This window comes from Jeongeupia chitinilytica, assembly GCF_014652315.1.
Classification (GTDB): Bacteria; Pseudomonadota; Gammaproteobacteria; order Burkholderiales; family Chitinibacteraceae; genus Jeongeupia; species Jeongeupia chitinilytica.
In genome coordinates, this window is record NZ_BMYO01000005.1 from 81,265 (window position 1) to 105,921 (window position 24,657).

Sequence of the window (24,657 nt, forward strand, 5' to 3'; positions counted from 1 at the left end):
TATCGCATACCCGCACCGGCCGGGGCGGGGTGCGCTGTTGCACTGCAGTTCAACCGATCTCGTCGTGGTTGTGAATGTCACGATGCGTGAACACAATGGAGGCATTTTCATCGTCGATGCCCGTCGTATGTCCTTTCTGCCCGCGCTGAGTCTCCCGAACTCCCGCTTCCTTGCCGGTGTCCTCGTGGCCGCAACGCTGCCTTCCGCGCACGCGCTGGGCGGCGATCTCACCGTCGTTGGTCTCGATGTGCAGAAACGGGCCAATGGCGTACTCGCGCTGATGGGCTATTCGGTGGTGCCGGACGTGACGACGAGCTCGCTGTCGATCAACAGCGGTACGACCGGCGATACCGGGCTGCTGATGAGCCAGCTCGGCGGCGGCGCGACGTTGAGCAAGTCGGTGCCGGTGTATCTCGAAGGTGCGCTGTCCTACAGCCGCTACGACCCGACTTTCCTTGCTTCCGATGGCAAGATCGAACGCGAGCTGCCGCTGCGCTGGAACAGCGTCGCCGTGAGCGGCGGCATCGGCTGGGACTTTCCGATCGCCGAAAATCTCGTACTGCGGCCGATCTTCAACATCGCGCTCGGCGAGGTGATCAGCGACGTGACCGGTGCCAAGTGGTTCGTCGAATACAAAACCGATCGCAACTTCGACTTCCTCGACAACGGCTCGCTCAGTGCTTACGGGCTGGGCGGCTCGCTCATGCTCGACTACGAGGACTACAAGCCCGAACGCGACATCGATGTCGAGCTGCGTTACAGCAATATTCCGCTCAAGAGCTTCGGCGGCAGCGCCGATGCAGTGCAGGGCCACGCGTCTGCCGAAAGTACCAGCCTGTGGGCACGGTACCGGGCGCCGATTCGCGACTGGACGCTGCTCGACCGGCCCTTCCGCTATGTGCTCGAGTTCGCCCAGACCCAGTTCATGGGCGATTTGCGCGGTGCACTTGGCTTCAACTATCTGACATCGCTCGGTTTGGGCGTCGAGCTCGATTCCAGCAAGTACGACATCATCGTCACCCGAACCCGGCTGGTCACGCGTTACGTGTTCGGCAACAACGTGTCCGGTGTGTCGGTCGGGCTGGCCGTCAGTTTCTGATTCAACCAAATGCGCAAGACCGGCACACCCGATCCTGATGCCGTTGTGGTCTGATGCCGTTTCCATAAATCGAACGAGGAGACCCAGCATGAGCACCCAAATCGATCCGGCACTGCAAGGCAGCTGGAAACTCAAATCGGCCCGCTATACCGGCGCCGACGGCAAGGCCCAGACCTTTACCGGCATCCAGCTGAACGCGGTCAAGCTGGTCGCCGGCAACCACTTTTCCTATATCACCCATCTGGAAGACGGCAGTTTCGCGGTCGCGGGTGCCGGTACCGCCAGTAGCGCCGATGGCCGTTACAGCGAACGGCTGAGCCACACCTCGAACGCCAAAATGCTCGGCAAAACCTATACCTTCGGCTACCGTATCGAAGGCGATTGCTGGCTGTCCGAAGGCGACGAGGACGGCACGCACATCGAGGAAGTCTGGCAACGCGTCTGACCGGAGAAACGGATGAGCAAGGGGCTGCGGTTATCGGAAAAGTGGTTTCAGCGCGGCCTCTGGCTGGTGGCGCTGGTGTTCGCGGGTTTCCTGATCGGCCTTGGCGGCCTGGTCGTCGGTGACCTGCCCAAGGTCGAACGCACGCTGGCCCCCGAGCAGTTCATCGATCCGGCCGCGCTGGCCCGTGTCAGGGCGGCCATCGACGCGAACACCGCGCAGCGCAAGGACAACAACGATGCCATCGCCCAGGCCGAGCTGACGTTGACCGCTGCCGGCAACGCCAACCGCAGCGCCCGCGAGACCTTCGCTAACTGGCTGGCGACACGCAAGGCAACCGCGAAGCCGGAGCAGGACCAGGAGCTGATTGCGCGTACCCGCGAACTCGACGGCCTGAAAGCCGGCGAGCGCGGGGCCGAGCAGGTACTCGAGCGCCTGCGTCAGACCGATCTGGCCCTGCAGCGCGACGCGGAGCGCAATGCGCAGACGCTGGAGCAGCTCGAGGATGGGGGCCGCAAGGCTTACGAAACAGCCGCACGCCAGCAGGAACTGCGGGTCTTTCTGTTCCGGCTGGCCGTCACCCTGCCGCTGTTGCTGATCGCCGGCTGGCTGTTCGTCAAAAAGCGCAAAAGCACCCACTGGCCTTTCGTCTGGGGCTTCGTGTTTTTCGCGCTGTTCGCCTTTTTTGTCGAACTGGTGCCGTACCTGCCGAACTACGGCGGCTATGTCCGCTACATCGTCGGCATCGTACTGACCGGCGTCATCGGCCATTACCTGATCGGCGCGATGCAACGCTATCTGGCGCGGCAGAAGCTGGCCGAACAGCGCCCGGACGTTCAGCGCCGCCAGGCCTTGAGCTACGACCTTGCGCAGGCGCGCATCGCCAAGCAGATCTGCCCCGGCTGCGAGCGGCCGGCAGACCTGAAGGACACCGGCCGCAATTTCTGCATGCACTGCGGGTTGTGTCTGTTCGACCACTGCAGCCAATGCCGGACGCGCAAGAGCGCATTCGGCCATTTCTGCCACAGCTGCGGCGCGCCATCCGCGGCGGCGGGGAGCGGCGCATAGTCCCGTGAGCACGCTGCTGTCAGCCGTCGCTGCGCGGGCGTTCAGGCCTCCGGCGGATGAATCACCCGTTCGATGCGTCGGTCCGGCACCAGCCAGAGCAGGGCGACGAGCACATAAAGTGCCTGGGCCAGCCAGTGGGCGATGAACGACAGCGCGATCGCCGTGGCGTAGAGGAAGGGTGACAGCTTGCCTTTCCAGTCGATACCGACCGCCCGTCTCAGCATCGAATTCGATCCGTCGGCATGGATGATGGTTTTCTGCAGGATGTAATAGGCAATCGCCGCCATCAGCAGCACAAAGCCATAAGCCGCTGACGGTAGCGGGGCGAAGTGGTTTTCTCCCATCCAGCCGGTGGTGACCGGAAACAACGACAGCCAGAACAGCAGGTTGAGGTTGGCCCACAGCACGCTACCGGAAACGCCTCTGGCGGCGTGCAGCAGATGATGGTGGTTGTTCCAGTAGATGCCGACGTAGATGAAGCTCAGCACGTAGCTGAGGAAGTTCGGCATCAAGGGCGTGATCGCCGCCAGATCGGCGCCGTGCGGCACTTTCAGCTCGAGCACCATGATCGTGATGATGATCGCGAGTACTCCGTCGCTGAATGCTTCCAATCGGCCTTTGCCCATGCTGGCGTCTCCCGTTGCAGCGGCCATCCGGTCCCGGGTCCGTTTTTGCGCGGCGCTGGGCGAGTGCCCGGCGGGCAGTGGTGCATGAGGGCGCGCTTACTCCGGCTGGTACTTCAGCATCGCCTGTTGCGTTCGAAAGTCCAGTGGTGCCGACGTGTGTTCGTGAATGATCTTCCAGGTGTCTTCGACACGCTTCAGTGCCATCGTGAGGCGGTTGCTTTGCGAGCGCAGGATTTGGCCATCGGCCGCAGTCGCGGTAAACGTGAGCACCGCATGACCGACGATCAGCGTACCGGCCCGGGTTGACTGCGCCTGCAGGATATCGACAACGACGCGTTCTTCACCGAGCGAATCGAACCATCCGCGTGCCGAATCGCGCCAGGCGTTCAGCCCGCGTACCGACCACGCACCCCACATGTCGAAAATCAGCACGTCGTCGGCGTACAGAGCGGCAAAGGCATCGACATCCTTGGCGTATACGGCAGCCTTGTAGGCTGCGAGCTGAATGGCAAAACGTTCGGTTTCGACAGGCATCGGTTCACTCCGGTTGAGCGAATGCAGATGGAACGGCGAGGGGTGGAACGGGCCGGTTCGACATGCGGACCGGCCGGATGCCGGCGGTCCGCACGCGGGTTGACCGGCTCAGGACTGCAGCGGCTGGGTCAGCGGTTCGTGCCTGAACGCGGCCTGCAGGTCCCGCACGTTTTTCTGTACGGCAATGGCGCCAAACAGGCTCAGCAGGAAGGCCATCGCATAGAAGCCTTTCTCGGAATCGGTAATGGCGGCATTCCACAGGCCGACGGCCAGCAAACCGATGGCGAGCCCCAGCGACAGCCAGCACAGCATGTAGTAAAGCCCGGTGACGGGAATGTCTTCCAGCCGGTCACGGACCGATTTCTGCAGCGAAATGGCAGAGAAAAGGCCGTACATCAGAATCGTGAAGTAATAGCCTTTTTCGTTGAGCTGCATTTGCGCGTTCCACAGCCCGATCAGGTATACAGCCGCACCGACGAGCATGGCGGCCCATGAGGATGCGATGAAAGCGCCGGAGGGGCGTTGAAGTGAAGAGGGGGATCTCATGTCGGTCTCCTTGTGGTTGTGTAACCGGCGCGTGACCGTCAATGTCCGCATCCGGTCTGGCGGGCAATCCGCCGTTGTGGCTGCGATTCTAATTTCTCAAGTAAGCAATAAGAAATAATTTGTATTTTCATGTTTTATTTTGGTAAGTATTCCGCAGTATCTGCATTGCAGGCTCGCCGACGAACACGGCATGTGGTCAGGTACGCGCTTATGCTGATGCGGTCGACGCGCGCCGGCCCTATGATCGTGACTTCTGCCGGACCGGAGTCATCCCAATGTTGTCACCCGAACAGCTGCTGGCCTTCCTTGCTGCTGCCATGCTGATTACCGTTTCGCCGGGGCCGGACAACCTGATGGTGCTGGGCATCGGCGTTTCGCGCGGACGTCGCCAGGGCATGGTGTTCGGCCTTGGTTGCGCCCTGGGTTGCCTCAGCCATACCCTACTGGCGGCGCTGGGCATCAGTGCACTGATCGCCGCGTCGCCACCGGCGTTCACCGCGCTGAAAATCTGCGGCGGGCTGTATCTGGTCTGGCTGGGCATTCAGGCCTTGCGCAGCAGCGGGCGTGCAACGGTCGACGGTGCCCGGGCGCCGGCCGAGTCGCTGTGGCGGCTGTTCGGCAAGGGGCTGTTTGCCAATGCGATCAATCCGAAAGTGGTGCTGTTCTTCCTCGCCTTCCTGCCGCAGTTCGTCATCACCGCACGTGGTGGCGTCGGCTGGCAGACGGCGCAGCTCGGGCTGGTCTTTACGCTTCAGGCTGCGCTGCTGTTCGGCCTGCTCGGCTATTTCTCCGGCACGGTCGGCCAATGGCTGAACCGGCGGCCGCGCGCCGGCCTGTGGCTGGACCGGATCGCCGGGACGATCTTCGTTGCGCTCGGGTTGCGGCTGATCGTGAGCCGGTGATGAGCGTGCCGGACAACGTCGACAATCCGTTCATTGCACTGCTCGGTATCGAGTTGATCGAATGGTTGGCGGATTACGCCGAGTTCGGCATGTCGGTGCGGGTAGATCATCTGAACCGGCAGGCGATGGTGCATGGTGGTGTGCTGGCAACCCTACTCGATGTGGCGTCGGGCTATGCCGGGCTGCATGTGCCGCCGGACGCGCCCCCCCGCCATGCGGTGACGCTGTCGCTGGCGATCAACTACGTTGCCGCTGCCCGCCAGGGGCGTCTGACCGTCAGGGCCAGGCGTACTGGCGGTGGCCGGACGATCTACTACACGCAGGCCGAAGTGCTCGACGAGGCCGGCACGCTGATCGCGACCGCACAGGGCGCGTTCAAATACCGGGCCTGATTCAGCGCGCCAGTTGCGGCAACAGCCGGAAACCGTTGTGCCCGCCGCCGGTGGCGTAGCCGACCAACTGGCCGTCGCGCATCGCCCTCGCAGTCAGACCGTTGTCGTCCTCGTCGATCTGCCAGTCGATTTCGCCACCGGTGATGCCGCCGAGCTGCACCGGATAGCGTGGCGTCTTGACCGCGACCGGCATCGGTCCGAAAGCGACCGCGGTCGGCGTGCCGGCCAGCGTTTGTGCCAGCGCATTGGCCGACAGCGTGATCGGCTGCAGATAGGGCAGGACACGGCCGTCGATTTCGGCGCAATCGCCGAGCGCGTAGACATGCTCGCGCGAGGTGCGCAGCCCGGCGTCGACGACGATGCCGGTTGCCGTATCCAGCCCTTTTGCCAGGTCGAGCCGCGGTTTCAGCCCCGTTGCGCAAACGACGGCGTCGACCGTCAGCGTGTCGCCGTCGGCCAGCGTGGCCCGCAAGCGGTCACCGTCTTGATCGATCGCCGTCACCCGGTTGCCGAAGCGGAAATCGACATCACCGAGCGCCGCCTGCAGCCGGGCGCTGATGACTGGTGGCGCCTGTTTTGACAGTACCCGGGCGTTGACGTCGACCAGCGTCACCCGTTTGTGGCGGGCGATGTCGTGGGCGATTTCGGTACCGATCAGCCCGCCGCCGATCACCAGCACATCGTTGGCATTGGCCAGCCTGGTCTGGAACTGCCGGTAATCGTCGAGGCTGTTCAGCGTCAGCACCGTATCTGCGGCGTCTCCGGTCATCGGTGGCACAAAGGGCCGGGCGCCAACGGCCAGTACCAGCTCGCCATAGCGCAGGGTCCGGTTGCCCAGTTCGACCAGTTGCTTGTCGAAGTCGATGCGCTGCACCCGCGTGTGCGGCAGCACCATAATGCTGGTCTCGGCTGCGACTTCGCTGGCGGTCTGGCGGATCAGTCGCTCGGCACTGGCGCCGTTGCCGAAAGCGTGACTCAGCTGTGGTTTCGGGTAGTCGGCGCCGTCATCGGCGGTGACGACGACGACCGGGCGCGTCCGGTTCAGTTTGCGGTAGGCGCGTGCCAGCGTGTAGCCGCCGTGGCCGCTGCCGATGATGACGATGGGTCGGTTCATCGTGTTTCCTCTGTTTGGTGGTCGGGCCGGCGTACCGGCCCTTGGTGTCAGGCAGACGCTCAGGCGGGAACGAAGTCGCTCTTGCCCATGAAGCAGGTCGGGCACAGGAAAGAGTCAGGCACGTCGGCCCAGGCGGTACCGGCGGCGACGCCCTGGTTGGCGTCACCGATGGCAGGGTCGTAGATCCACGAGCAGGTCTTGCAGCGCATTTTTCCGTTTTGCGCGCAGCTGCAGCCGCCGGTGGCTTCAGCCTCGGGCGTGGCGAGCGCGGCGGCAAAGCGCCGACCGAACTCGGTGGCGCTGGCCAGCGCGTCGTCGGTCGGGCGCCATTCGGCGGTGATGCCTTCGTTGATCACCTTGAAGCCAGCCTCGCCGAGGCGCTTGGCGATCCGTGCGACCGCGCCGCCGCTCCAGCCGTGCGTGCCGAAAGCCGCTGCGGTCTTGTTGCGGAAGCGCAGGCCTTCCATGTCCTCGAGCAGGGCGGCGACGTGCGGCAGCATCACGTTGTTGATCGTCGGGCTGCCGACGAGGATGGCCTTCGACTTGAACACGTGGGTGAGCACGTCATTCTTGTCGGTGTTCGACAGGTTGAATAGCTTGATCACCACATCGGGATCGACGGCGCGGATGCCGGCGGCGATGGCGTCGGCCATCATCCGCGTGCCGTTCCACATCGTGTCGTAGATCAGCGTGATCTGGTTTTCCTGATAGTTGTCGGCCCATTTCAGGTACTGCTCGACGATCTGCGTCGGATTGTCGCGCCAGATGATGCCGTGGCTGGTCGCGATCATGTCGATCGGCAGCTTGAGCGACAGCACTTCCTCGATCTTGCGCGTCACCAGCGGGCTGAACGGCGTGAGGATGTTGGCGTAGTACTTGATGCATTCCTCGTACAGCTCGTTCTGGTCGCACTGGTCGTTGAACATCTGCGCGCTGGCGTAGTGCTGGCCGAAGGCGTCGTTGCTGAACAGCACCGCATCACTGGTCATGTAGGTGGCCATGCTGTCGGGCCAGTGCAGCATCGGCATTTCGACGAAGACCAACTGCTTGCCGTTGCCCAGATCGAGCGAATCGCCGGTCTTCACCACCTTGAAGTTCCAGTCCTGGTGGTAGTGGCCCTTGAGCGACTTGACGCCGTTCTCGGTGCAATAGATCGGCGTATCCGGGATGCGCGCCATCAGCGCCGGCAGCGCGCCGCTGTGGTCGATCTCGCCGTGGTTGGCGATGATGTAATCGATCTTGTCGAGGTCGATTTCCTTGGCGAGGTTGGCGACGAACTCCTCGGCATACGGCGCCCAGACGGTGTCGATCAGTGCGACCTTTTCCTCGCGGATCAGGTAGCTGTTGTAGCTCGAACCGCGATGCGTGCTGTATTCGCTGCCGTGGAACTCGCGCAGTTCCCAGTCCTGCTTGCCGACCCAGTGGATGTTGTTCTTGACCTGGAATGCCATGGTGTAGACCTCGTTATTAAGATTCATAATAAATACATCTTTAAGGGCAAAAAAAGCGCGTGATCGTTGCCCGGTCGCGATCACGCGCGTTTACGGATTCGGTTTGCGCGGGCCGCGTTGCACCCGTAGTACGGCGGTGACGACGAATACCAGCAGGGCAACGCCGTTGAGGCTGGCGCCAAGCTGCAGTGATGCGGCAGCCTGCATCAGCGTGCCGGCCAGTCGGCACAGCAGCCCGAGTTGCAGCAAAGCCAGCGGCAGGTAGAGCACGGCGTGGTAGCGCAGTCGCCAGCCTGTCACCGCCGGCAAGATGATCGGCGCGTGGCCGAATACCATCGCCATCACGAAGCCCACCAGCACCGTGTGCAGCGCGATGTCGTCGAACCGGCCGCCAAGGTGGGTGCCGTTGGCCCACAGCGCGATCGCACCGATGACCAGCCAGCCGTAACCCGACAGCAGGCAGATCGCGATGTGGCGCGGCAGGCCGCGTGCCTTGACCGTGTGGCGGGCAACGTCGAAGCGCAGCAGCCACGCGGCCAGCAGCAGTTGCGACGCGGCAATCAGCCAGGCTTGCACGGCAAGCAGCCCGGCGAGCATCAGCGCGACGATGGCGATGAAAGCGGCTTCGGCCCGGCGCGGCTTCGGCGTCAGTCGCGACAGTTCCAGCCGCTCGGCCGCAATCGTCAGCACCAGAAAGGCAATCCACCAGCCGAGCACGGCGTTGATGTCGAATCCGGCGAGCATCAGCACGTTGCCGAGCAGCCAGCACGCAGCGGCAACCGCGAGCAGCAGCGTGAACGGCTGTGGCTGCTTGCGCCACAACATCAGCGTCGCCGCCGTCAGCAGCGCGCTGGCCATTGTGATTGCTTCTATGCCTTCGATCCGGCCGGCCAGCAGCAGGATGGCGCCGGCGAAGGCGGCCACCGGTGCGATCCATGCCCATGCTGCTTTTGCAGCGACGGCCCGCTCGACTGCGATCAGCCCGCCGAACACGCCACCGATCATCACCGCGCCGTGCCAGGCCATCGCACCGAACGTGGTCGGCAGCGCCAGCCCCAGTCGGGCCAGACCACCACCGATGGCGAGGTAGAGCAGTACCGGCAGCAGCAGGAAGGGCAGGCGTCTCATTCCGACCAGCCGAAATGTTGCCGCAGCGCCGGCGTCATCCGCCCCGGCGTCCAGGCGGGTTCCCAGACCAGTTTGACGTCGATGGCGGTGCCGTCCGGCGCGATTTCGGTCAGTACATAGCGGACTTCTTCGAGGATCAGGTCGCCCATCGGGCAGGCGGCCGAGGTCATCGTCATCGTGACGGTGATCGCGGCGGTATCGATTGCTACGTCGTAGATCAGCCCGATCGCGACAATGTCTTCGCCGACCTCGGGGTCGATGACACCGGCGAGGGCATCCATGACCTGTTCATGCGTGATTGCCATCGCCGTGCCTCATAAGGTGTATTTTTGATGCATCAAAATTATCACGAAGCAAAACGCAAAATCAATATGTAAAATACACCTTATGAGACTGACACGATTTTCCGATTACAGCCTGCGCGTGCTGATGTATGCCGGGCTGGCCAGCGAGCGGCTGGTGACGATTGCCGAGCTGGCCGATGCCTACGCGATTTCATCGAACCATCTGATGAAGGTCGTGCACTTCCTTAGCCAGCACGGCTATCTGGCCACGCAGCGTGGCAAGGGCGGAGGCTTGCGGCTTGGTCGTGATCCGGCTGCGGTGAATCTGGGCGAACTGGTTCGGCTGACCGAGACCGAGGACGTGCTGGTCGAGTGCTTCGATCGCGAGCATTCGCAATGCCGGATCGGCGGCGTCTGCCGGCTGACCGGGCTGCTGCGTGATGCGCAGGAGGCGTTCTACGCCGAGCTGGGCCGCCATACGCTTGCGGACCTGCTGCAACAGCCGGCGCCGCTGGCGCGGGTGTTCGGTATCGACCCTGCCAGCATCACCCGCCGGGTTTAGGCGAGCAGATCGCCAAGCCGGCGGCAGGTGTCGCCGATGCCGGCTTCGATCCGCACGTCGAACGCATGATCGAGCCGGGTTTCGGACAGGTTGATCAGCGCGGTCTGCACGCCGGCACGGCGGGCTTCCAGCGGGATCATGTTCACCGGGCCGACTTCGAGCGACGAACCCATCACGATCAGCAGATCGGCCTGCGTCGCCAGCTCGAACGCCGGTTCGATCAGCGGCACCGCTTCGCCGTACAGCACGACATCGGGCTTGATCACCATGCCGCAGCTGCGGCAGCGCGGCACGTCGTGCTGCTGCACCCAGGCGAGGTCGTGCGGAGTGTGGCAGAACAGACAGGTCGCGCCCATCAGCGAGCCGTGCATTTCCAGCACTTCGTCGCTGCCGGCCTTGTGGTGCAGGCCGTCGATGTTCTGCGTCAGCACCGACACGCGCTTGCCGTGGTTTTTCTCCAGATCGGCCAGAAAGGCATGGCCGGCGTTGGGTTGATAGCCGCCGGCCAGCTTGATCTTGAATATCTCGCGGAAGGCGGCCCAGAAGCCGGCAGCGTCGTCCATGAAGTAGTCGATCGACACCACGTCGGCAAAGCTGCGTTTGCCGGTGAACAGGCCGTTCGCCGAGCGGAAATCCGGAATGCCGGATTCGGTGCTCATGCCGGCGCCGGAGAGTACGGCGATGTGGTGGGCGTTGCGGATGTCGTCGGCGAGCTGGTCGAGGGCGGTCATGGTGTCGGACACATTGGAGGCGAGCGCGAAGTGTGCGCTGCCTTGGTCGTGACGGCAACGCTGATGCGACAGGGCGGCTGGCAGCGTTTGAAACGGTCGTATCATCGCGTGCCCGCATCGGCGCCTTGATCTCGCTGTGCAATGCTGGCGGGACAATTCCAACAAGGAAAGAGGACGAGACATGGCCCGCAGCAACGCGATCCTGAGCCTGTGGCAGCGGTGTACCCGGCTCCCCGCCGGGCGCTGGCTGTTTTCGAGGCTGGTGTGCTTCAAGGCGCCGTACTTCGGTTCGATCTCGCCGCGTTTCGAGCGGCTCGAGGCGGGTCGCTGCGAGTTGCACATTGCCAAACGCCGCAAGGTGCTCAACCACATCGGTACCGTGCATGCGATCGCCATGTGCAATATGGCCGAGCTGGCGGCCGGAACGATGACCGATGTCACGATCCCGGCCACGCACCGCTGGATTCCGAAGGGCATGCAGGTCGATTACCTGAAGAGGGCGGAAACCGGGCTGCGTGCGATCGCGACGGTGATGCAGCCGCCAGTGTGGGGCGACGGGCAGGACCTGCCGGTCAGTGTCGACGTGATCGACGCGGCCGGTCAGGTTGTGGTGCGCGCGACCATCACGATGTGGGTGTCGGCGAAGAAGCGCTGATCCCGCTGCGGCGCTGGCGGGCCAGCGTCATTGCACTGTGACTGCAGGTCAGCATCACGGCGATCCAGATCGGTACATAGGTGCCGAGGCCGTCTGCGCTGAACGGTTCGGCGAGGAACAGCAGCGAAATGACGAACAGCAGCACCGGTTCGACGTAGCCGAGGATGCCCAGCAGGCTGATCGGCAACAGTTTGCTGGCGCCGAGGTAACAGGCAAAAGCGATCGCCGTCATTGCGCCGAGGCAGGGCAGCAGCAGCCACAGTCGGGGCGTCGTGTGCAGGGCATCGGTGGCCGGCGGGTGGGTGACGATCAGCCACGCTGCAAATGGCAGGATCACCAGTGTTTCGAGCAGGAAGCCGCTGACCGGATCGAGCCGGACTGCGCGGCGCAGCATCAGGTAGGGCGGATAGCCGAGCGCGGTGACCAGCGTGACCCACGAAAACGCCCGTGTCAGCCACAGCTCGTGCAGCACGCCGGCACAGGCAAAGGCAACGGCCAGCCACTGCAGCCGGCTGGGGCGCTCGCCGTAGAAGATGAACCCGACCAGCACCATCACCAGCGGCAGCAGGAAGTAGCCGAGCGTGACCTCGAGCAGCCGGCCTTCGAGCGGTGCCCACATGAACAGCCATTGCTGCACGCCGAGCAGAAAGCCGCCCAACGGCAACGCCAGCCACAGCACCGGTTCGCGGCGCAGGCGGGCTGCGGTCGCGGCAAACTTGGGCCAGTGACGCAGCAGCGATACGACGACGATCATGCCGGGTACCGTCCAGACGATGCGCCAGGCAAAAATCTCCAGTCCGGTCAGCGGCAGCAGCAGGGTGGTAAACCAGCCGAGTACGGCGAACACGACCGACGCGACGACGGACAGCAGTACGCCCTGGCCGGACAGCGGATTGCTCATGATTGATTCATATCTTTATCGTTGTCGCGTCGATCTTAGCACCGCGGCGAATCGCGGCCGTTGCGGCTTTCCTCTATGCAGGCGTGTTGCAGGACGGGGCGCCCATGACGTCCCGGATGGCAACGCGTATCCTTGCCGGACACGCCATTGAGGAAGCCGCCATGCAAAAGCAATTCAAACTCGACAAGACCCAGCTCCGCGAACTTGCCCCCGGGCATGGCCTGTGCGTCGTCAGCGACATGATCACGGTCGACGGCCACGGTGTCGGCTTCATGTACCGCGAGGAGCCCGAGGATGCCGAAGACAGCGGCTGGCGTTTCCTCTCCGGGCTGGAAACCGACAGCTACATCGACAACAGCAAGAACTTTGCCGTCGTCGACGTCAACATCGTTGCCAACTACGACGAAGCGATCATTCCGCTGCTCGACTCGCCGGTCGGTGCCGAGTTCGACAAGGCCGAGGACGGCGAAACCTTCCTCGACGCCAACGCGCCTTGAGTTGCCGGGTTGAACCGGGCGTGATCCGGTGATCACCGTACGCGAGGAGGAAGTCGAGTTCAGTGCGATCCGTGCTCAGGGGGCGGGTGGCCAGAACGTCAACAAGGTGTCGAGCGCGGTGCACCTGCGCTTCGACATCAGGGCATCGTCACTGCCCGATTTCATCAAGGAACGCCTTCTTGCACTGAACGACACGCGGATCAGCAAGGACGGCGTGGTCGTGATCAAGGCGCAGCAATCGCGCAGCCAGGAGCAGAACCGGCTTGATGCGCTGGTGCGGCTGCAGGCGCTGGTCGACAGCGTTGCGCACGTCGCCAGAACGCGGCGGGCGACCAAGCCGACCTACGGTTCGCAGAAGCGCCGGCTGGAAAAGAAAACCCAGCGTGGCTCGATCAAGGCATTGCGCGGCAAGGTCGTCGACTAGCGCGCTGCTCGAGCCGCCATCTGGTGGTGTTCAGTCGACGCGGAAACCGACCTTGAGCGTGACCTGCCAGTGGCCGACCTTGCCGTCGACGATGTGGCCACGCGTTCCGGTGACTTCGAACCAGTCCATGTGCTTGATGGTTTGCGCGGCCTTGGCGATGGCGTTGCGGATTGCGTCGTCGCAGCTCTGGGTGGACGAGCCGACCAGCTCGACCATTTTGTAGACGTGCTCGCTCATGCTGATTCTCCCGGGGTGCAGATTTCAGCATAGCTTCGTGCATCGGCGGCGGGCACAAAAAAGCCCGGCGGCGCCGGGCTTTTTCAGATTGCGACCGGAGTCGCGATCAACTTAAGCAGCCTTGATGTTCGAGGCTTGCTTGCCCTTCGGGCCGGTGGTGACATCGAAGGTCACGCGCTGGCCTTCGGCCAGGGTCTTGAAACCGTTCGATTGAATTTGCGAGAAGTGCGCGAACAGGTCGTCGCCGCCTTCGTCCGGGGTGATGAAGCCGAAGCCCTTGGAGTCATTGAACCACTTAACGGTACCGGTAGCCATGAGAATATCCCTTGCTTGAAACAGGTGTTGATGAAAAACGGGCGAGGCCCGGGGTGCACGGAAATCAAGGGATGTGGGGAGATACGAGGTACTGCCAGAGGCACTACGGATACCGACAACGTCACTACTTGAAAATCCTGCGATTGCCTTTTTACGCCCGTTTTGCAAGGGGTGCAAGCGGAATTTGCGCGTCTGTTTGTTGTATATGACAAATGGTTGGTTCGGCTGTTGCGTATGCCGCCACCGGTGATATTCCCTTGGCAATTCCGGCGACATTGCCGGGCCCGGACGCGGTGGAGCGCGTACAATGGCTGCTTGCCTTCCCGAGGGCCGACCCATGCATTGGGTTTGAGCCGGCCCGATTTTCCCCTTCTATCGTCATCCCGGTCCGCCCTGCGTGCAGGTGCGGTGCTGCAGCATTGCCGGTGCAAGGGCTCATCCCCGCTTTACAAAGGAACATCATGGCCAAGGAAGATTCGATCGAATTCGAAGGTGTCGTACTCGAAGTGCTCCCGGATACGCGTTTCCGCATCGAGCTCAGCAACGGCGTGAACATTTCGGCCTACGCGTCGGGCAAGATGCGCAAGCACCACATCCGGATCCTTGCCGGAGACCGCGTCACGGTGGAAATGTCGCCGTACGACCTGACCAAGGGGCGGGTCAGCTTTCGCCACAAGGATGCCAACGCACCGGCTGCATCGTCGTTCCGTCGGCGCTGATTTTGCATGGGTACCGATCCGATCCGCGTGGTGGCGCTGGCCGTGGTCCGTGACGGCAAGCTGCTGACTGTGCGCAAGCGGGGTACCGAACGCTTCATGCTGCCCGGAGGTAAACCGGAAATGGGCGAACCCGAGGTCGTAACGCTGGCGCGCGAAGTGGCCGAGGAGCTCTGCTGTAGCGTCCGTTCGGCCACGCTGCTCGGCGAGTTCGCGGCCGCCGCCGCCAACGAGCCCGGCCGGCAGGTGCATGCCCGGGTATTCCGCGGCGACATCAGCGGCGAATTGTCGCTTGCGGCCGAGATCGAGGCGGTGCACTGGCTGGACCTTGCGCGTGCGCCCACGGTGCCGTTGGCGCCACTGTTGCAGCAGCACGTTCTGCCGGTGCTGCTCGACGACGCGCCGCTTCGGTCCCGACCGCCGAAAGCGGTGGCTGTACATTTTAAATGTAGCGACTGACGGAACCTGCGCCGCGTTGCTGCGGACACACCCGATGCTGGCCTTCATCCGGGAAGGCCGATTTCGGAGGACCGCCCATGACGCGCATGCCACGCCAGTTGATCCAGACCGCCCTCGTTGTTTCACTTGCCACGCCGGTTGCTGCACTGGCCGGCCCGCTGCCGGACGTACAGCATTCGGTCGCCGGCGTTGCCTACCTCAGTGGCGGAGTCGGCGACGAGGAGGCCAGCGCGATCCGTGCCGCAGCCGGTGATTACAACGTCCGGCTGATGATGACCGGCAAGCAGGGCCAGTATCTGGCCAACGCGACGGTCCAGGTGCTGGATGCCAAAGGCAAGCCGGTCGTCGATGCCGTGGCCAGCGGGCCGTACTTCTACATGAAACTCAAGCCTGGCCGCTATCAGCTGATCGCAACGCTGGACGAGCGGCCGCAACAGCGCATGCTGCAGGTCGGCAAGCAAGGCAGCCGCAGCCTTCACCTGACCTGGTAATACCGGCGGCAGGCTTGCCGCCATCGGGCCGGGCGCCGACAATCCGGCATCGTCCGACTGCCGTCCGCCCATGTCCGCGTCACTGCCTGCCGTTACCGATTCCGCCGCCTGGCACCGCCGCGTCCTGCGTCTGGCGGTGCCGGTGGTTCTCGCCAATCTGACCCAGCCGCTGATGTCGGCGGTCGACACCGCCGTTGCCGGGCATCTGCCCGATCCGGCGTATCTCGGCGGTGTTGCGCTCGGCGGGCTGCTGCTCAATTTCGTCTTCTGGGGCTTCGGTTTCCTGCGCATGGGGACGACCGGACTGGTGGCGCAGGCGCACGGTGCCGGTGATGCCGAGGCGCTTCGGGCGACGCTGGCGCGAGCGCTGCTGCTGGCCTTCGGACTCGGTGCTGCACTGCTGTTGCTCAAGCCCCTGTTGCTGGGCGTCGGTCTTGCCGCGCTCGGCGGCAGTGCCGAGGTGCAATCGCATGCCGCTGCCTATGCCGGTGCGCGGATCTGGGCTGCGCCGTTTGCGCTCGGCAATTACGTCGTGCTCGGCTTCCTGCTGGGCACGCAGCAGGTGCGGCTGGCGCTGGGGCTGCAGATCTGGATCAACCTCGTCAATGCGGCCGCGGTGTTCGGCTATGTCTACGGGCTGGATGCCGGCGTGGCCGGCATCGGCGCAGCCACGGCGACCGCGGACGTACTCGGCTTTCTGGCTGGCGCCATGCTGCTGTGGCGCCATGTGCGCGGTGCAAGCCGTGCAGTGATTGTTGACCGTGGTGCGCTGTGGCGGCTGGTCGCGATCAATCGTGACATTTTCATCCGTACGATCTGCCTGCTGTTCGGCTTTGCATGGTTTGCCCGCGCCGGTGCGGCGCAAGGCGATGCCGTGCTTGCCGCCAATGCGCTGCTGCTGAATTTCCAGACCTTCATGGCCTACGGGCTCGACGGCTTCGCCCACGCGGCCGAGGCGCTGGCCGGGTCCGCAGTCGGTGCTCAAAGGCGGGATGCGCTGAAGCAGACGGTCAGGGTGACGCTGATCTGGTCGCTGGGCGTGGCAGCGGTGTTTTCGCTTGTCTACGCCGCATTCGGCCCGTTCATCGTGCGCCTGTTGACCGATCAGGCGGCGGTGCGCGATGTGGCCTTGCATTACCTGCCGTGGGTGGTGGTGGCGCCGCTGCTGTCGGCCTGGGGCTTTCTGTTCGATGGCATCTTTATTGGCGCGACGCGCACCGGTGCACTGATGCGCTGCATGTTGTGGTCGCTCGGCGGTTTTGCCGTCGCCGTGACGCTGTTGCCGCCGGTACTCGGCAATCATGGTTTGTGGCTGGCGTTCAGCGTACTGATGCTGCTGCGGGGCGTCACGCTGGCACTGGCGCTGCCGTCGTTGCTGCGCGCCGTTGGCGCGGCGGAAAGAGCGCGCTAGCCGGTTCGACGCTATTTTGAATCAGGCCGGTGTCTTGAACTGGCGGGGAGAGCAAGATGCGTTGGAAGGACATGCGCGAGAGCGCCAACGTCGAGGATCGGCGCGGGCAGGGCGGCGGCGGACGGGGCGGCTTCCGGCTCGGCATCGGCGGCATCATTGCCGTCGTGGTCATCAGTCTGCTGCTGGGCAAGAACCCGCTGGAAATGCTCGGGCTGGTATCGCAGTTTACCGGCGGCGGACAGGTCAACCAGCAGCAGGCGGCGCCGGCCGCCAACGACGAAGGCAAGCAGTTTGCCGCACGGGTCCTCGGCGATACCGAGGATACCTGGACCAAACTGCTTGCCGACAACGGCATGGCCTACAAGGCGCCGCAGCTGGTGCTGTTCAACAATCCGACCCATTCCGGCTGCGGGCAGGCCGTTTCGGCGATCGGCCCGTTCTATTGTCCGGCTGACAGTACCGTCTATCTCGACCTTGGTTTTTTCAGGGAGCTGAACCAGCGCTTCGGCGCCAAGGGCGAATTTGCGCAGGCTTACGTGATCGCCCACGAGGTCGGCCATCATGTGCAGAACCTGATGGGCATCTCGGACAAGGTGCACCGGTTGCAGAAGGGCAAGGGCGAGGCCGCAGCCAACGCGCTGTCGGTGAAGCTGGAGCTGCAGGCCGATTGTCTGGCCGGTGTCTGGGGGCATTATGCGCAGTCGCGCGGGCTGCTTGAAGCCGGCGACTTGCAGGATGCGCTGACCGCGGCGCAGGCGATCGGGGACGACACACTGCAGCGTAACGCCGGACGCAACGTCACGCCGGATTCGTTTACCCACGGTTCGTCTGCCGAACGGATGCAATGGCTGCAACGCGGGTTCGACTCCGGGCAGATGCAGGACTGCAACACCTTCGGTGGCAAAGGGTGAGCCGCTGTTTGCGACTCCGGTGCCGGACTAGTCGCTGAGTGCGGCGGCGAGCTCGTCGACGAGCTCGGCCCAGTCGGAGTCCTCGTCGAGTGCTTCGGCAAGGAACTCGGACTGGGACTCGGTCCAGAACGGCGCGGCGCTCAGTGCCGTGCCGGCGGCCAGGCGGTGACTGGCGATGAACTGGCGGATGCTGTGACCGTCGTCGGGCAGGCCGAGCTGCTTGAACAGCACGGCGAGGGTGTGGTGGCTGGTATCCATCGGAGCGCTCCGGTTGCGGCATGCTCCAGTCTAGCGCCCCGATCCGATGTCGTGGTCAGTCGTCCCAGTCGCGACCGCGATGGCGATGGCCGTCGTCGTCGTCGTGACGACCGCGGCGATAGCCTTCGCGATATCCGTCGTAGTAACGGTGGCGTTCATACACCCACGGCGGCGGAGCCGGACGGTACTCGGCACGGCGCCAGTAACCCTCGCGCCAGTAGGGACGCGGTGCTTGGACCCAGCCGCCTTCGACCCAGACGTAGCCCGGGCGGGGCGCAGGCGCGACAATGACCGGGGCGGGCTGGACGACTACCGGTGCGGGTTGGACAACGACCGGTCCGGGAATGCCGATACCGATGCCGATGTCGACATTGGTGCGTGCCTGGACTGGTGCGGCCAGCAGGGTGCCGGCGGTCAGCAGTGCTGCCGCCGTACGGATCAGGATGTGGCGATGTTTCATGTGGATCTCCTTTCTGCTTCCGGCCGGACGGATCCGGCGTGTTTGGCGACAGCCGCTTGCGGGCGGGGCTGCACTGCCTTGTCTGGTATCGCTGTTTCCAGCATACCCACGTCGCGCAGAAAGGCTTGTGAGCGCGCTCACAAGGACGGTAACTGATTGTTTGCAATGGAACTTTATCGAAGAGGGGCGGCCGCTTGCCGACCGCCCCGTTCGGGTGCGCTGGCGCGTCACGCAGCCAGTCGGGTATCGGCGTTTCCCGTATCGTCCTTGAACATTGCAGCGAGCTGCGCGCGCAGTTCGGGGGTGTCCTGATGACCGTGTGCCTTCACGGCGTGCTCGATCGTGGCTTCGAGCAGTTCCGCCTCGGTATCGGCGGAAATCTTTACCGAGCAGGTACTGCCCGGATAGTCACGACAATCGATGTATTTCCTGCTCATGGTTGGGCTCCTGGTTGCAGGCAACAATGCCTTCCACCCTGTATATGGAATGGATGAGGCCTCTTTTACTTATACGCCGATGCGGTGCGGTCGGAGCAGGCAGGGTCGGCACTTGCGGCCGTTCGTCCAGCGCTGCTGACAAGTGGGGGGATTTGCCGGCTGCCGCTGCATTTGCCGTTGCAGCGATACGGCTGCACCGTTTTGAAGAAGGAGTGGAATCGTGAAGCGCTTGATGGCATTGGCTACCGTTGGACTGATGGCATGCAGCACCATGCAGCAGCCGGCAGCACTGATCCCGACACAAGGCGGTGGGGTGGCACTGATTTCGGCCACCGTGGACTCGACCGACACGCTGGGTGCCAAGGCCGAGGCCGACATCCGCGGCATCGACGACCCGGGTTTCCGTGCCAGGGTTTACGCCAGCCGGCGCGACGTGCTGCGGACGACGTCGGCCCAGTCGGATCCGAATGGCGAGCTGGCGGTGCTCGACCTGAAACCGGGCCGCTACGTTGTGGCGGGGGCTTACACCACATGGGGCGGCGGGGGCGGACCGAGTGTCGACAGCAACGCCCGGCAGGCCTACATCCCGATCGGCCGGGAGTTCGAGGTCAAGGCCGGCGAGGTGGTGTACCTGGGGAGCCTCGGTTTCACGCTCGACAACAACGAACGCGCCACGGTACGCGATGCATGGGCCCGGGATGCCTCGCACCTGCAGGCGACCCGTGGCATCCGGCAGGTCGACGGATTGGTGACGCGGCTGATCGCGCCGGACGGCACGGTCTTCCTGCGCCGCTGAACAGTGGCGGGATTCACAGACCGTCGGCAGGGGCATTCCGTAAGCTTCGGGGATCGAAACTCCGGAGGCCGGCATGTTCCGCAGGACCTGCAAAGTACTACTGATTGCCGCGGCGCTGTCGCTGGCGCCGCAAGCACTCGCGCGAACCGACATCGACGTTTACATCGGCATTTCGCCGCCCGTGCGGATCGAGCAGGCGCCACCGGTGCGTTACGGTTATGTCTGGCGACCGGGCTACTGGGTGGCCACCGAGCCGAGGGCGCGGTATCGCTGGAAGCGCGGCTACTGGGCCCGTGATCCGTACTACCGGCCCCACGGGAGTCGGCATCATCACAAAGAGCGTCATCACCACCATCACCGCCACCACTGAAAGCGCGCCGGGGCGGGAACTTGGTTGCGGCCACGCCCACCAACCCATTTTGCTTGATCAAGAAAGGAATCGAATTCATGCGTGCACGCTCTCTCTTGCTACTTCCGCTGGCCTTCGTGCTTGCCGCCTGCGACAAGGTTGAGCCGATCGCCCAGCAGGCGGCCTCGGCGGTGGTGGCCGAAACGCTGAAGCAGGCCGGCAGTCAGGCGCAGTCGGTGCTCGACAAGGCCAAGGACGATGCCAACAACGCGCTGTCGGGCATGGGGATCGACGCCAGTGCGACGGTCGACTCGCTGAAGGAAAAGGCGCGTGCGGCGCTCAAGGAGCAGGCCGCATCGCTCGGAGCCAGTGACTGGCATACGCTTGAGCAGCACGTCGGCAAGTATCCGCGCGACATTGGCCTGTATACCGATGTCAGCCCGATTGCTCCGGAGCTCAAGCGCCTGCTGGGCAACCGTTTCGAGACCTTCAAGGAGTGGATGGGAACGCAGGGCCCGCTGCAGAAGGAACAGGGTGTCCTCTACACCACCGGCAACAAACCGCATTCTGCAGGTGACGGCAGCGCCTACCTGCTGATCAACCCGGACAAGCGCACGCTGGAGGTCGGCATGATGTCCAAGGGCAAGCTGGTCGTCTATGCCAGTGCCGGCGACACAATCTACAAGCCGAAGGATGTGGAGACCGTGGTACAGAACATGGCCAGCCGCTGATCCGCGAACTGCCGGAAAAGGGCCGCCGAGTGCGGCCTTTTTTCTTTATTCCGGATCAATGATGTTACCGGTAACTATTTGCACATTACGAATTCGATCATTTATGTCAAAATTGTTGACATATAAATCGGTGCGCCGCTGGTTTGCCGCGGATGGTGCAAGACAGACTGCACAGCCCTGTTGTCTATGCCATTCTTACAGCACAATGTTCCACTGTGCCGGCTTTGACGGCGCGACGCGCAATGTCGCGGTTTGGCCGTAAACATGTCGTTGCTTCCGGGGCGGCCATCAAGGCCGGTGTCGTGGTGCAAGGCCGGATTGGCGACGGACGCTGCGAAGCAGCAACAGGAGCTTTCATGCAAGACATTCTGCTGGTCTCGGGTACCCGCCCGGAAATCATCAAGATCGCGCCGCTGTACCATGCGCTTAAGGCCCATACCCGGGCGAACGTGCAATGGCTGCATACCGGCCAGCACGGTGAAATGGCGCATCAGATCCTGGCCTGCTTCGACATTGTTCCGGACATCGTGCTCGAGCGGCGGGGCAGCAGTCTGGCCGATTTCAGCATTGGCTGCCGCGAGCAGCTCGAAGCGGTGATGCTGAGCAAGCCGTGGTCGCTGGTTATTGTCCAGGGCGATACCGAAAGCGCCTTTCTGGGTGCCCTTGCCGGTTTTTACCACCGTGTTCCGGTCGCGCATGTCGAAGCCGGGCTGCGCACCTACAATCCGGACCGTCCGTTTCCGGAAGAGGGAATCCGCCAGATGATCGGCCGGGTTGCACGCTTCCACTTTCCGCCGACCGAACGCGCGCGCGAAGCGCTGCTGTCGGAAAACATTGCCGAAAAGCACATCACGCTGACCGGCAACACCGTGATCGACGCCCAGCAGTGGGTGATGGCCAACCGCGGCATCCGCCGTCGTGTCGAGGGGCGCGGTCACATGCTGGTCACGGTGCACCGGCGCGAGAACTGGGGCAACGATGTCGAGGAAATCTGTCATGCGATTGCCGATATCGCGACACGCCATCCCGAACTGGACGTGCTGTTCCCGGTCCACCTGAATCCGGTGATCCAGAAGCCGGTACGCGCGATTCTTGGCCATGTCGCGAACGTCAAGCTGACGGCGCCGATGGATTACCTCGACATGCAGCAGGCCTTGGTCGATTCGTGGCTGGTGCTGACGGATTCCGGAGGCCTGCAGGAAGAGGCCCCGACATTCGGTGTGCCGCTACTCGTGCTGCGGGACGAAACCGAGCGCCCCGAGGCGATCGAGGCCGGTTGCGCCCGGCTGGTCGGCACGCGGCGCGAGACCATCGTCGAGCAGGTTGAAACGCTCTGGCAGGACGCCGCGGCCTACCGCACGATGCAGCAGACCGGCAATCCGTTTGGCGACGGCAAGGCCTGCGAGTACATCGTTGCCGCGCTGCGCAAGGGGCTGGCGTACAAGCCGCACAACCAGGCTCCGGACTTCGCCTGAGGCAGGACACGACGATGTCATTGCTGGATGTCTTTTCAACCTATCTGTACGGCCTGAAGCTGCTGGCCATCACCGTTGCGGTGCTGATGCTGATCAGCGGCATCGATGACCTGTTCATCGACGTCGTCTACTGGGTGCGCCGACTCTGGCGTGCGCTCACCGTCTACCGCAATCACGACCGTCTCGATTACAAGGCGCTGTACGAGCCGGCGGAAAAACCGCTGGCGATCATGGTGCCGGCGTGGCACGAAACCGGCGTGATCGGCAAGATGGCCGAACTGGCCGCGACGACGCTCGACTACGAGAACTACCACGTCTTCGTCGGCACCTATCCGAATGACCCGGATACCCAGCGCGATGTCGACGAGGTCTGCGCGCGTTTCCCCAATGTCCACAAGGTCGTCTGTGCCCGGCCGGGGCCGACCAGCAAGGCCGATTGCCTGAACAACGTGCTCGACGCCATCCTGCAGTTCGAGCGCAGCGCGCGGTTCGAGTTTGCCGGCTTCATCCTCCACGACGCCGAAGACGTGATTTCGGACATGGAACTGCGGCTGTTCAACTATCTGGTCGACCGCAAGGATCTGATCCAGATTCCGGTCTATCCGTTCGAGCGCGAATGGACCAACTTCACCAGCCTGTCCTATCTCGACGAATTTGCCGAACTGCACGGCAAGGACGTGCCGGTGCGCGAAGCGCTGGCCGGTCAGGTACCGAGCGCCGGTGTCGGCACCTGTTTCAGCCGTCGCGCGGTCCTGCTGCTGCTGGCCGACGGCGACGGCATCGCCTTCGACGTGCAGAGCCTGACCGAAGACTACGACATCGGTTTCCGGCTCAAGGAAAAGGGCATGAAGGAAGTGTTCGTGCGCTTCCCGGTCATTCGTCATCCGCAACGCGCCGGCCTGCGTGAACTGGTGCTGGGACAGAACGATCGCGATTCGAACGTGATCTGCGTTCGCGAGTACTTCCCCGATACCCTGCACACCGCGGTACGGCAGAAATCGCGCTGGATCATCGGCATCGTCTACCAGGGCTTCAAGACGCACCGCTGGACCGGCGACTGGACGCTCAACTACTTCCTGTGGCGCGACCGCAAGGGCGCGATCAGCAACTTCGTCAGCTTCATCGCCTCGCTGATCCTGCTGCAGCTGCTGGCGCTGTGGGTGTACCAGCGGCTGTGGCCGGACGCCTACCGCTGGCTGTCGATCTTCGAGGGCGACGTCTGGCTGGTCTCGCTGCTGTGGATCAACTTCCTGCTGATGAGCAACCGGATGCTGCAGCGGATCATCTTCGTGTCCGGCTACTACGGCCTGGCGCAGGGGCTGATGGCGCTGCCGCGGCTGTTCTGGGGCAATCTGATCAACTTCCTCGCCAACTGGCGGGCGCTGAGCCAGATCATTGCCCAGGGCGATCCGCGTCGCGTGGCGTGGGACAAGACGACGCACGACTTTCCCAGCGTCGGGGGCGAAAACCGTGCCCGCCATCCGCTGGGGCAGATTCTGGTCGAGCAGGGCGCGCTGACGCCGGCGCAGCTCGAAGCCGCGCTGACCCACCGCAGTCACGGGCTCCGGCTCGGCAGCTGGCTGGTGCACGATGGCGTAATCAGTGCCGAGACGCTGGCCAGGGCGGTGGCAGCGCAGAGTCATGTCGATTACGAACCGGTCGATGCCTATCGTTTGCCAGACACGCTGGTTGCGATGATTCCGGCCGGAATCGCCTTGCACTATGCGGTGATTCCGGTGCGCGAAGAGGATGGCACCCTGGTGGTGGCCAGCGAATCCGATCTTGATCCGGTGTCGCTGGCGGCGCTGGCGCGCAAACTGGGGCGGCCGGTGCGCTACGTGATCGCGGCCAAGGGGCAGGTGACTGTCGGCCTGCGCCGCTGGTACGTCCGCGCCCTCCGGGACGATCCGCGCGCGTTGCTGGACAAGGTTGTCAAGGCAGGGTGGCTGACGCCCGAACAGGCCGATGCGATCTGGCAGGCTTTCGTTCCGAAACAGGTCCTGTTTGCCGAAATCCTGATGTCGCTCGGCCATATCCAGCCCTCTGCGCTGAAGGCGCTGCTGCTGCGGCACGAGCGTAGCGACCTGAGCTTCGGCCAGTTCCTCGTCCGCGAGGGCGTGGTCAGCGCCGGGACGCTCGACGAAGCGCTGCGGCTGCAGCGCGAACTGCAACCGACCATGCCTGCCTTGCTGCAACAGCATGGCGTCGGTGCCGACAAGCTTGATTCACTCCGCCCGGCGGCAGCATGAATACCC

Annotated in this window: 33 protein-coding genes; 19 read left to right on the forward strand and 14 right to left on the reverse strand. The window is 63.7% G+C overall.

Annotated features, from left to right (window positions below):
* The first annotated feature begins 127 nt into the window (after window positions 1–127).
* The 3 genes from IE097_RS10075 to IE097_RS10085 all read left to right on the forward strand — a co-directional run bounded on the left by IE097_RS10075 (window position 128) and on the right by IE097_RS10085 (window position 2,609).
* Window positions 128–1,099, forward strand: a complete 972-nt coding sequence (locus tag IE097_RS10075) for a hypothetical protein (RefSeq protein ID WP_229797527.1) — start codon at window positions 128–130, stop codon at window positions 1,097–1,099.
* A gap of 88 nt (window positions 1,100–1,187) precedes the next feature.
* Window positions 1,188–1,544, forward strand: coding sequence for a DUF4488 domain-containing protein (locus IE097_RS10080; protein ID WP_189460355.1), 357 nt, complete (start codon window positions 1,188–1,190; stop codon window positions 1,542–1,544).
* A gap of 12 nt (window positions 1,545–1,556) precedes the next feature.
* Window positions 1,557–2,609, forward strand: a complete 1,053-nt coding sequence (locus tag IE097_RS10085; RefSeq protein WP_189460358.1) for a zinc ribbon domain-containing protein — start codon at window positions 1,557–1,559, stop codon at window positions 2,607–2,609.
* A gap of 41 nt (window positions 2,610–2,650) precedes the next feature.
* Here the strand turns inward: IE097_RS10085 and IE097_RS10090 are convergent, their stop codons facing one another.
* The 3 genes from IE097_RS10090 to yiaA form a co-directional block, all read right to left on the reverse strand.
* A complete protein-coding gene (locus IE097_RS10090) occupies window positions 2,651–3,235 on the reverse strand; it encodes a TMEM175 family protein (protein ID WP_189460359.1) in 585 nt (194 codons plus the stop codon).
* Between the two features lie 96 nt (window positions 3,236–3,331).
* Complete coding sequence (locus IE097_RS10095) at window positions 3,332–3,769, reverse strand: YybH family protein (RefSeq protein WP_189460361.1); 438 nt, start codon at window positions 3,767–3,769, stop codon at window positions 3,332–3,334.
* A gap of 108 nt (window positions 3,770–3,877) precedes the next feature.
* Window positions 3,878–4,357 carry an inner membrane protein YiaA gene (gene yiaA, locus IE097_RS10100; protein ID WP_229797528.1) on the reverse strand — a complete coding sequence of 160 codons (480 nt, stop codon included), beginning with the start codon at window positions 4,355–4,357 and terminating at the stop codon, window positions 3,878–3,880.
* Between the two features lie 233 nt (window positions 4,358–4,590).
* Between yiaA and IE097_RS10105 the strand changes: the two genes are divergently transcribed.
* Window positions 4,591–5,217, forward strand: a complete 627-nt coding sequence (locus tag IE097_RS10105; protein ID WP_189460363.1) for a LysE family translocator — start codon at window positions 4,591–4,593, stop codon at window positions 5,215–5,217.
* Complete coding sequence (locus IE097_RS10110; RefSeq protein ID WP_189460365.1) at window positions 5,217–5,609, forward strand: PaaI family thioesterase; 393 nt, start codon at window positions 5,217–5,219, stop codon at window positions 5,607–5,609. The genes IE097_RS10105 and IE097_RS10110 overlap by 1 nt, the downstream gene beginning before the upstream one ends.
* Window position 5,610: 1 nt before the next feature.
* On the opposite strand, the gene IE097_RS10115 is transcribed toward IE097_RS10110, so the two are convergent.
* The 4 genes from IE097_RS10115 to IE097_RS10130 all read right to left on the reverse strand — a co-directional run bounded on the left by IE097_RS10115 (window position 5,611) and on the right by IE097_RS10130 (window position 9,607).
* On the reverse strand, window positions 5,611–6,723 hold the full coding sequence (locus tag IE097_RS10115; RefSeq protein WP_189460366.1) for an FAD-dependent oxidoreductase: 1,113 nt from the start codon (window positions 6,721–6,723) through the stop codon (window positions 5,611–5,613).
* 59 nt (window positions 6,724–6,782) lie between these two features.
* The gene (norV, locus tag IE097_RS10120; protein WP_308429705.1) at window positions 6,783–8,201 is read right to left on the reverse strand and encodes an anaerobic nitric oxide reductase flavorubredoxin; all 1,419 of its coding nucleotides are present in this window, start codon (window positions 8,199–8,201) and stop codon (window positions 6,783–6,785) included.
* A gap of 63 nt (window positions 8,202–8,264) precedes the next feature.
* Window positions 8,265–9,302, reverse strand: a complete 1,038-nt coding sequence (locus IE097_RS10125; protein WP_189460368.1) for a DUF8744 domain-containing protein — start codon at window positions 9,300–9,302, stop codon at window positions 8,265–8,267.
* On the reverse strand, window positions 9,299–9,607 hold the full coding sequence (locus tag IE097_RS10130; protein WP_189460370.1) for a metal-sulfur cluster assembly factor: 309 nt from the start codon (window positions 9,605–9,607) through the stop codon (window positions 9,299–9,301). Before IE097_RS10130 ends, IE097_RS10125 begins: the two co-directional genes overlap by 4 nt.
* A gap of 82 nt (window positions 9,608–9,689) precedes the next feature.
* Here IE097_RS10130 and IE097_RS10135 point away from each other — a divergent pair, with 82 nt between their 5' ends.
* Window positions 9,690–10,148 (forward strand): RrF2 family transcriptional regulator, encoded by a 459-nt coding sequence (locus IE097_RS10135; RefSeq protein ID WP_189460372.1) that lies wholly within the window; start codon window positions 9,690–9,692, stop codon window positions 10,146–10,148.
* Here the strand turns inward: IE097_RS10135 and IE097_RS10140 are convergent.
* Window positions 10,145–10,879: an NAD-dependent protein deacylase gene (locus tag IE097_RS10140; RefSeq protein WP_189460374.1), complete on the reverse strand. Its 735-nt coding sequence runs from the start codon at window positions 10,877–10,879 to the stop codon at window positions 10,145–10,147. The genes IE097_RS10135 and IE097_RS10140 overlap by 4 nt on opposite strands.
* Window positions 10,880–11,060: 181 nt before the next feature.
* On the opposite strand from IE097_RS10140, the gene IE097_RS10145 reads away from it, so the two are divergent.
* Window positions 11,061–11,534, forward strand: a complete 474-nt coding sequence (locus tag IE097_RS10145) for a hotdog fold domain-containing protein (protein WP_189460376.1) — start codon at window positions 11,061–11,063, stop codon at window positions 11,532–11,534.
* On the opposite strand, the gene rarD is transcribed toward IE097_RS10145, so the two are convergent.
* The gene (rarD, locus tag IE097_RS10150; RefSeq protein WP_189460378.1) at window positions 11,503–12,435 is read right to left on the reverse strand and encodes an EamA family transporter RarD; all 933 of its coding nucleotides are present in this window, start codon (window positions 12,433–12,435) and stop codon (window positions 11,503–11,505) included. The two genes, IE097_RS10145 and rarD, sit on opposite strands and share 32 nt — an antisense overlap.
* A 161-nt stretch (window positions 12,436–12,596) precedes the next feature.
* Between rarD and IE097_RS10155 the strand changes: the two genes are divergently transcribed.
* Both IE097_RS10155 and arfB read left to right on the forward strand, forming a co-directional pair.
* The gene (locus tag IE097_RS10155; protein WP_189460380.1) at window positions 12,597–12,932 is read left to right on the forward strand and encodes a DUF2185 domain-containing protein; all 336 of its coding nucleotides are present in this window, start codon (window positions 12,597–12,599) and stop codon (window positions 12,930–12,932) included.
* Window positions 12,933–12,960: 28 nt separating this feature from the next.
* The gene (gene arfB, locus IE097_RS10160) at window positions 12,961–13,356 is read left to right on the forward strand and encodes an alternative ribosome rescue aminoacyl-tRNA hydrolase ArfB (RefSeq protein WP_189460383.1); all 396 of its coding nucleotides are present in this window, start codon (window positions 12,961–12,963) and stop codon (window positions 13,354–13,356) included.
* Between the two features lie 30 nt (window positions 13,357–13,386).
* Here the strand turns inward: arfB and IE097_RS10165 are convergent, their stop codons facing one another.
* Together IE097_RS10165 and IE097_RS10170 are read right to left on the reverse strand one after the other, a co-directional pair.
* Window positions 13,387–13,593, reverse strand: coding sequence for a dodecin (locus tag IE097_RS10165; RefSeq protein WP_189460385.1), 207 nt, complete (start codon window positions 13,591–13,593; stop codon window positions 13,387–13,389).
* 111 nt (window positions 13,594–13,704) lie between these two features.
* Window positions 13,705–13,908: a cold-shock protein gene (locus IE097_RS10170; protein ID WP_189460387.1), complete on the reverse strand. Its 204-nt coding sequence runs from the start codon at window positions 13,906–13,908 to the stop codon at window positions 13,705–13,707.
* A gap of 461 nt (window positions 13,909–14,369) precedes the next feature.
* Between IE097_RS10170 and infA the strand changes: the two genes are divergently transcribed.
* The 5 genes from infA (at window position 14,370) to ypfJ (ending at window position 17,896) form a co-directional block, all read left to right on the forward strand.
* Entirely contained in the window at window positions 14,370–14,627 is a 258-nt protein-coding gene (gene infA, locus IE097_RS10175) for a translation initiation factor IF-1 (protein ID WP_189460389.1), read from the forward strand.
* Window positions 14,628–14,633: 6 nt separating this feature from the next.
* Window positions 14,634–15,083, forward strand: a complete 450-nt coding sequence (locus tag IE097_RS10180; protein WP_189460390.1) for an NUDIX hydrolase — start codon at window positions 14,634–14,636, stop codon at window positions 15,081–15,083.
* A 77-nt stretch (window positions 15,084–15,160) separates the two neighbouring features.
* The gene (locus tag IE097_RS10185) at window positions 15,161–15,574 is read left to right on the forward strand and encodes a carboxypeptidase regulatory-like domain-containing protein (RefSeq protein ID WP_189460392.1); all 414 of its coding nucleotides are present in this window, start codon (window positions 15,161–15,163) and stop codon (window positions 15,572–15,574) included.
* Window positions 15,575–15,644: 70 nt separating this feature from the next.
* Entirely contained in the window at window positions 15,645–16,985 is a 1,341-nt protein-coding gene (locus tag IE097_RS10190) for an MATE family efflux transporter (RefSeq protein WP_189460394.1), read from the forward strand.
* Between the two features lie 56 nt (window positions 16,986–17,041).
* A complete protein-coding gene (gene ypfJ / locus IE097_RS10195) occupies window positions 17,042–17,896 on the forward strand; it encodes a KPN_02809 family neutral zinc metallopeptidase (RefSeq protein ID WP_189460396.1) in 855 nt (284 codons plus the stop codon).
* A 27-nt stretch (window positions 17,897–17,923) separates the two neighbouring features.
* Here the strand turns inward: ypfJ and IE097_RS10200 are convergent, their stop codons facing one another.
* The 3 genes from IE097_RS10200 to IE097_RS10210 all read right to left on the reverse strand — a co-directional run bounded on the left by IE097_RS10200 (window position 17,924) and on the right by IE097_RS10210 (window position 19,051).
* Window positions 17,924–18,154 (reverse strand): DUF2789 domain-containing protein, encoded by a 231-nt coding sequence (locus IE097_RS10200; protein ID WP_189460398.1) that lies wholly within the window; start codon window positions 18,152–18,154, stop codon window positions 17,924–17,926.
* 55 nt (window positions 18,155–18,209) lie between these two features.
* Window positions 18,210–18,614 (reverse strand): YXWGXW repeat-containing protein, encoded by a 405-nt coding sequence (locus IE097_RS10205; RefSeq protein ID WP_189460400.1) that lies wholly within the window; start codon window positions 18,612–18,614, stop codon window positions 18,210–18,212.
* Window positions 18,615–18,841: 227 nt separating this feature from the next.
* Window positions 18,842–19,051: a DUF1059 domain-containing protein gene (locus IE097_RS10210; protein WP_189460401.1), complete on the reverse strand. Its 210-nt coding sequence runs from the start codon at window positions 19,049–19,051 to the stop codon at window positions 18,842–18,844.
* 220 nt (window positions 19,052–19,271) lie between these two features.
* Between IE097_RS10210 and IE097_RS10215 the strand changes: the two genes are divergently transcribed.
* The 5 genes from IE097_RS10215 (at window position 19,272) to nfrB (ending at window position 24,651) form a co-directional block, all read left to right on the forward strand.
* Entirely contained in the window at window positions 19,272–19,847 is a 576-nt protein-coding gene (locus IE097_RS10215) for a hypothetical protein (protein WP_189460402.1), read from the forward strand.
* Between the two features lie 73 nt (window positions 19,848–19,920).
* Window positions 19,921–20,217, forward strand: coding sequence for a YXWGXW repeat-containing protein (locus tag IE097_RS10220; RefSeq protein WP_189460403.1), 297 nt, complete (start codon window positions 19,921–19,923; stop codon window positions 20,215–20,217).
* A gap of 77 nt (window positions 20,218–20,294) precedes the next feature.
* Window positions 20,295–20,927, forward strand: coding sequence for an Ivy family c-type lysozyme inhibitor (locus IE097_RS10225; RefSeq protein ID WP_189460405.1), 633 nt, complete (start codon window positions 20,295–20,297; stop codon window positions 20,925–20,927).
* Between the two features lie 356 nt (window positions 20,928–21,283).
* The gene (wecB, locus tag IE097_RS10230; RefSeq protein ID WP_189460407.1) at window positions 21,284–22,402 is read left to right on the forward strand and encodes a non-hydrolyzing UDP-N-acetylglucosamine 2-epimerase; all 1,119 of its coding nucleotides are present in this window, start codon (window positions 21,284–21,286) and stop codon (window positions 22,400–22,402) included.
* A gap of 14 nt (window positions 22,403–22,416) precedes the next feature.
* Window positions 22,417–24,651, forward strand: a complete 2,235-nt coding sequence (gene nfrB / locus IE097_RS10235) for a cyclic di-3',5'-guanylate-activated glycosyltransferase NfrB (RefSeq protein ID WP_189460409.1) — start codon at window positions 22,417–22,419, stop codon at window positions 24,649–24,651.
* The last annotated feature ends 6 nt before the right edge of the window (window positions 24,652–24,657 follow it).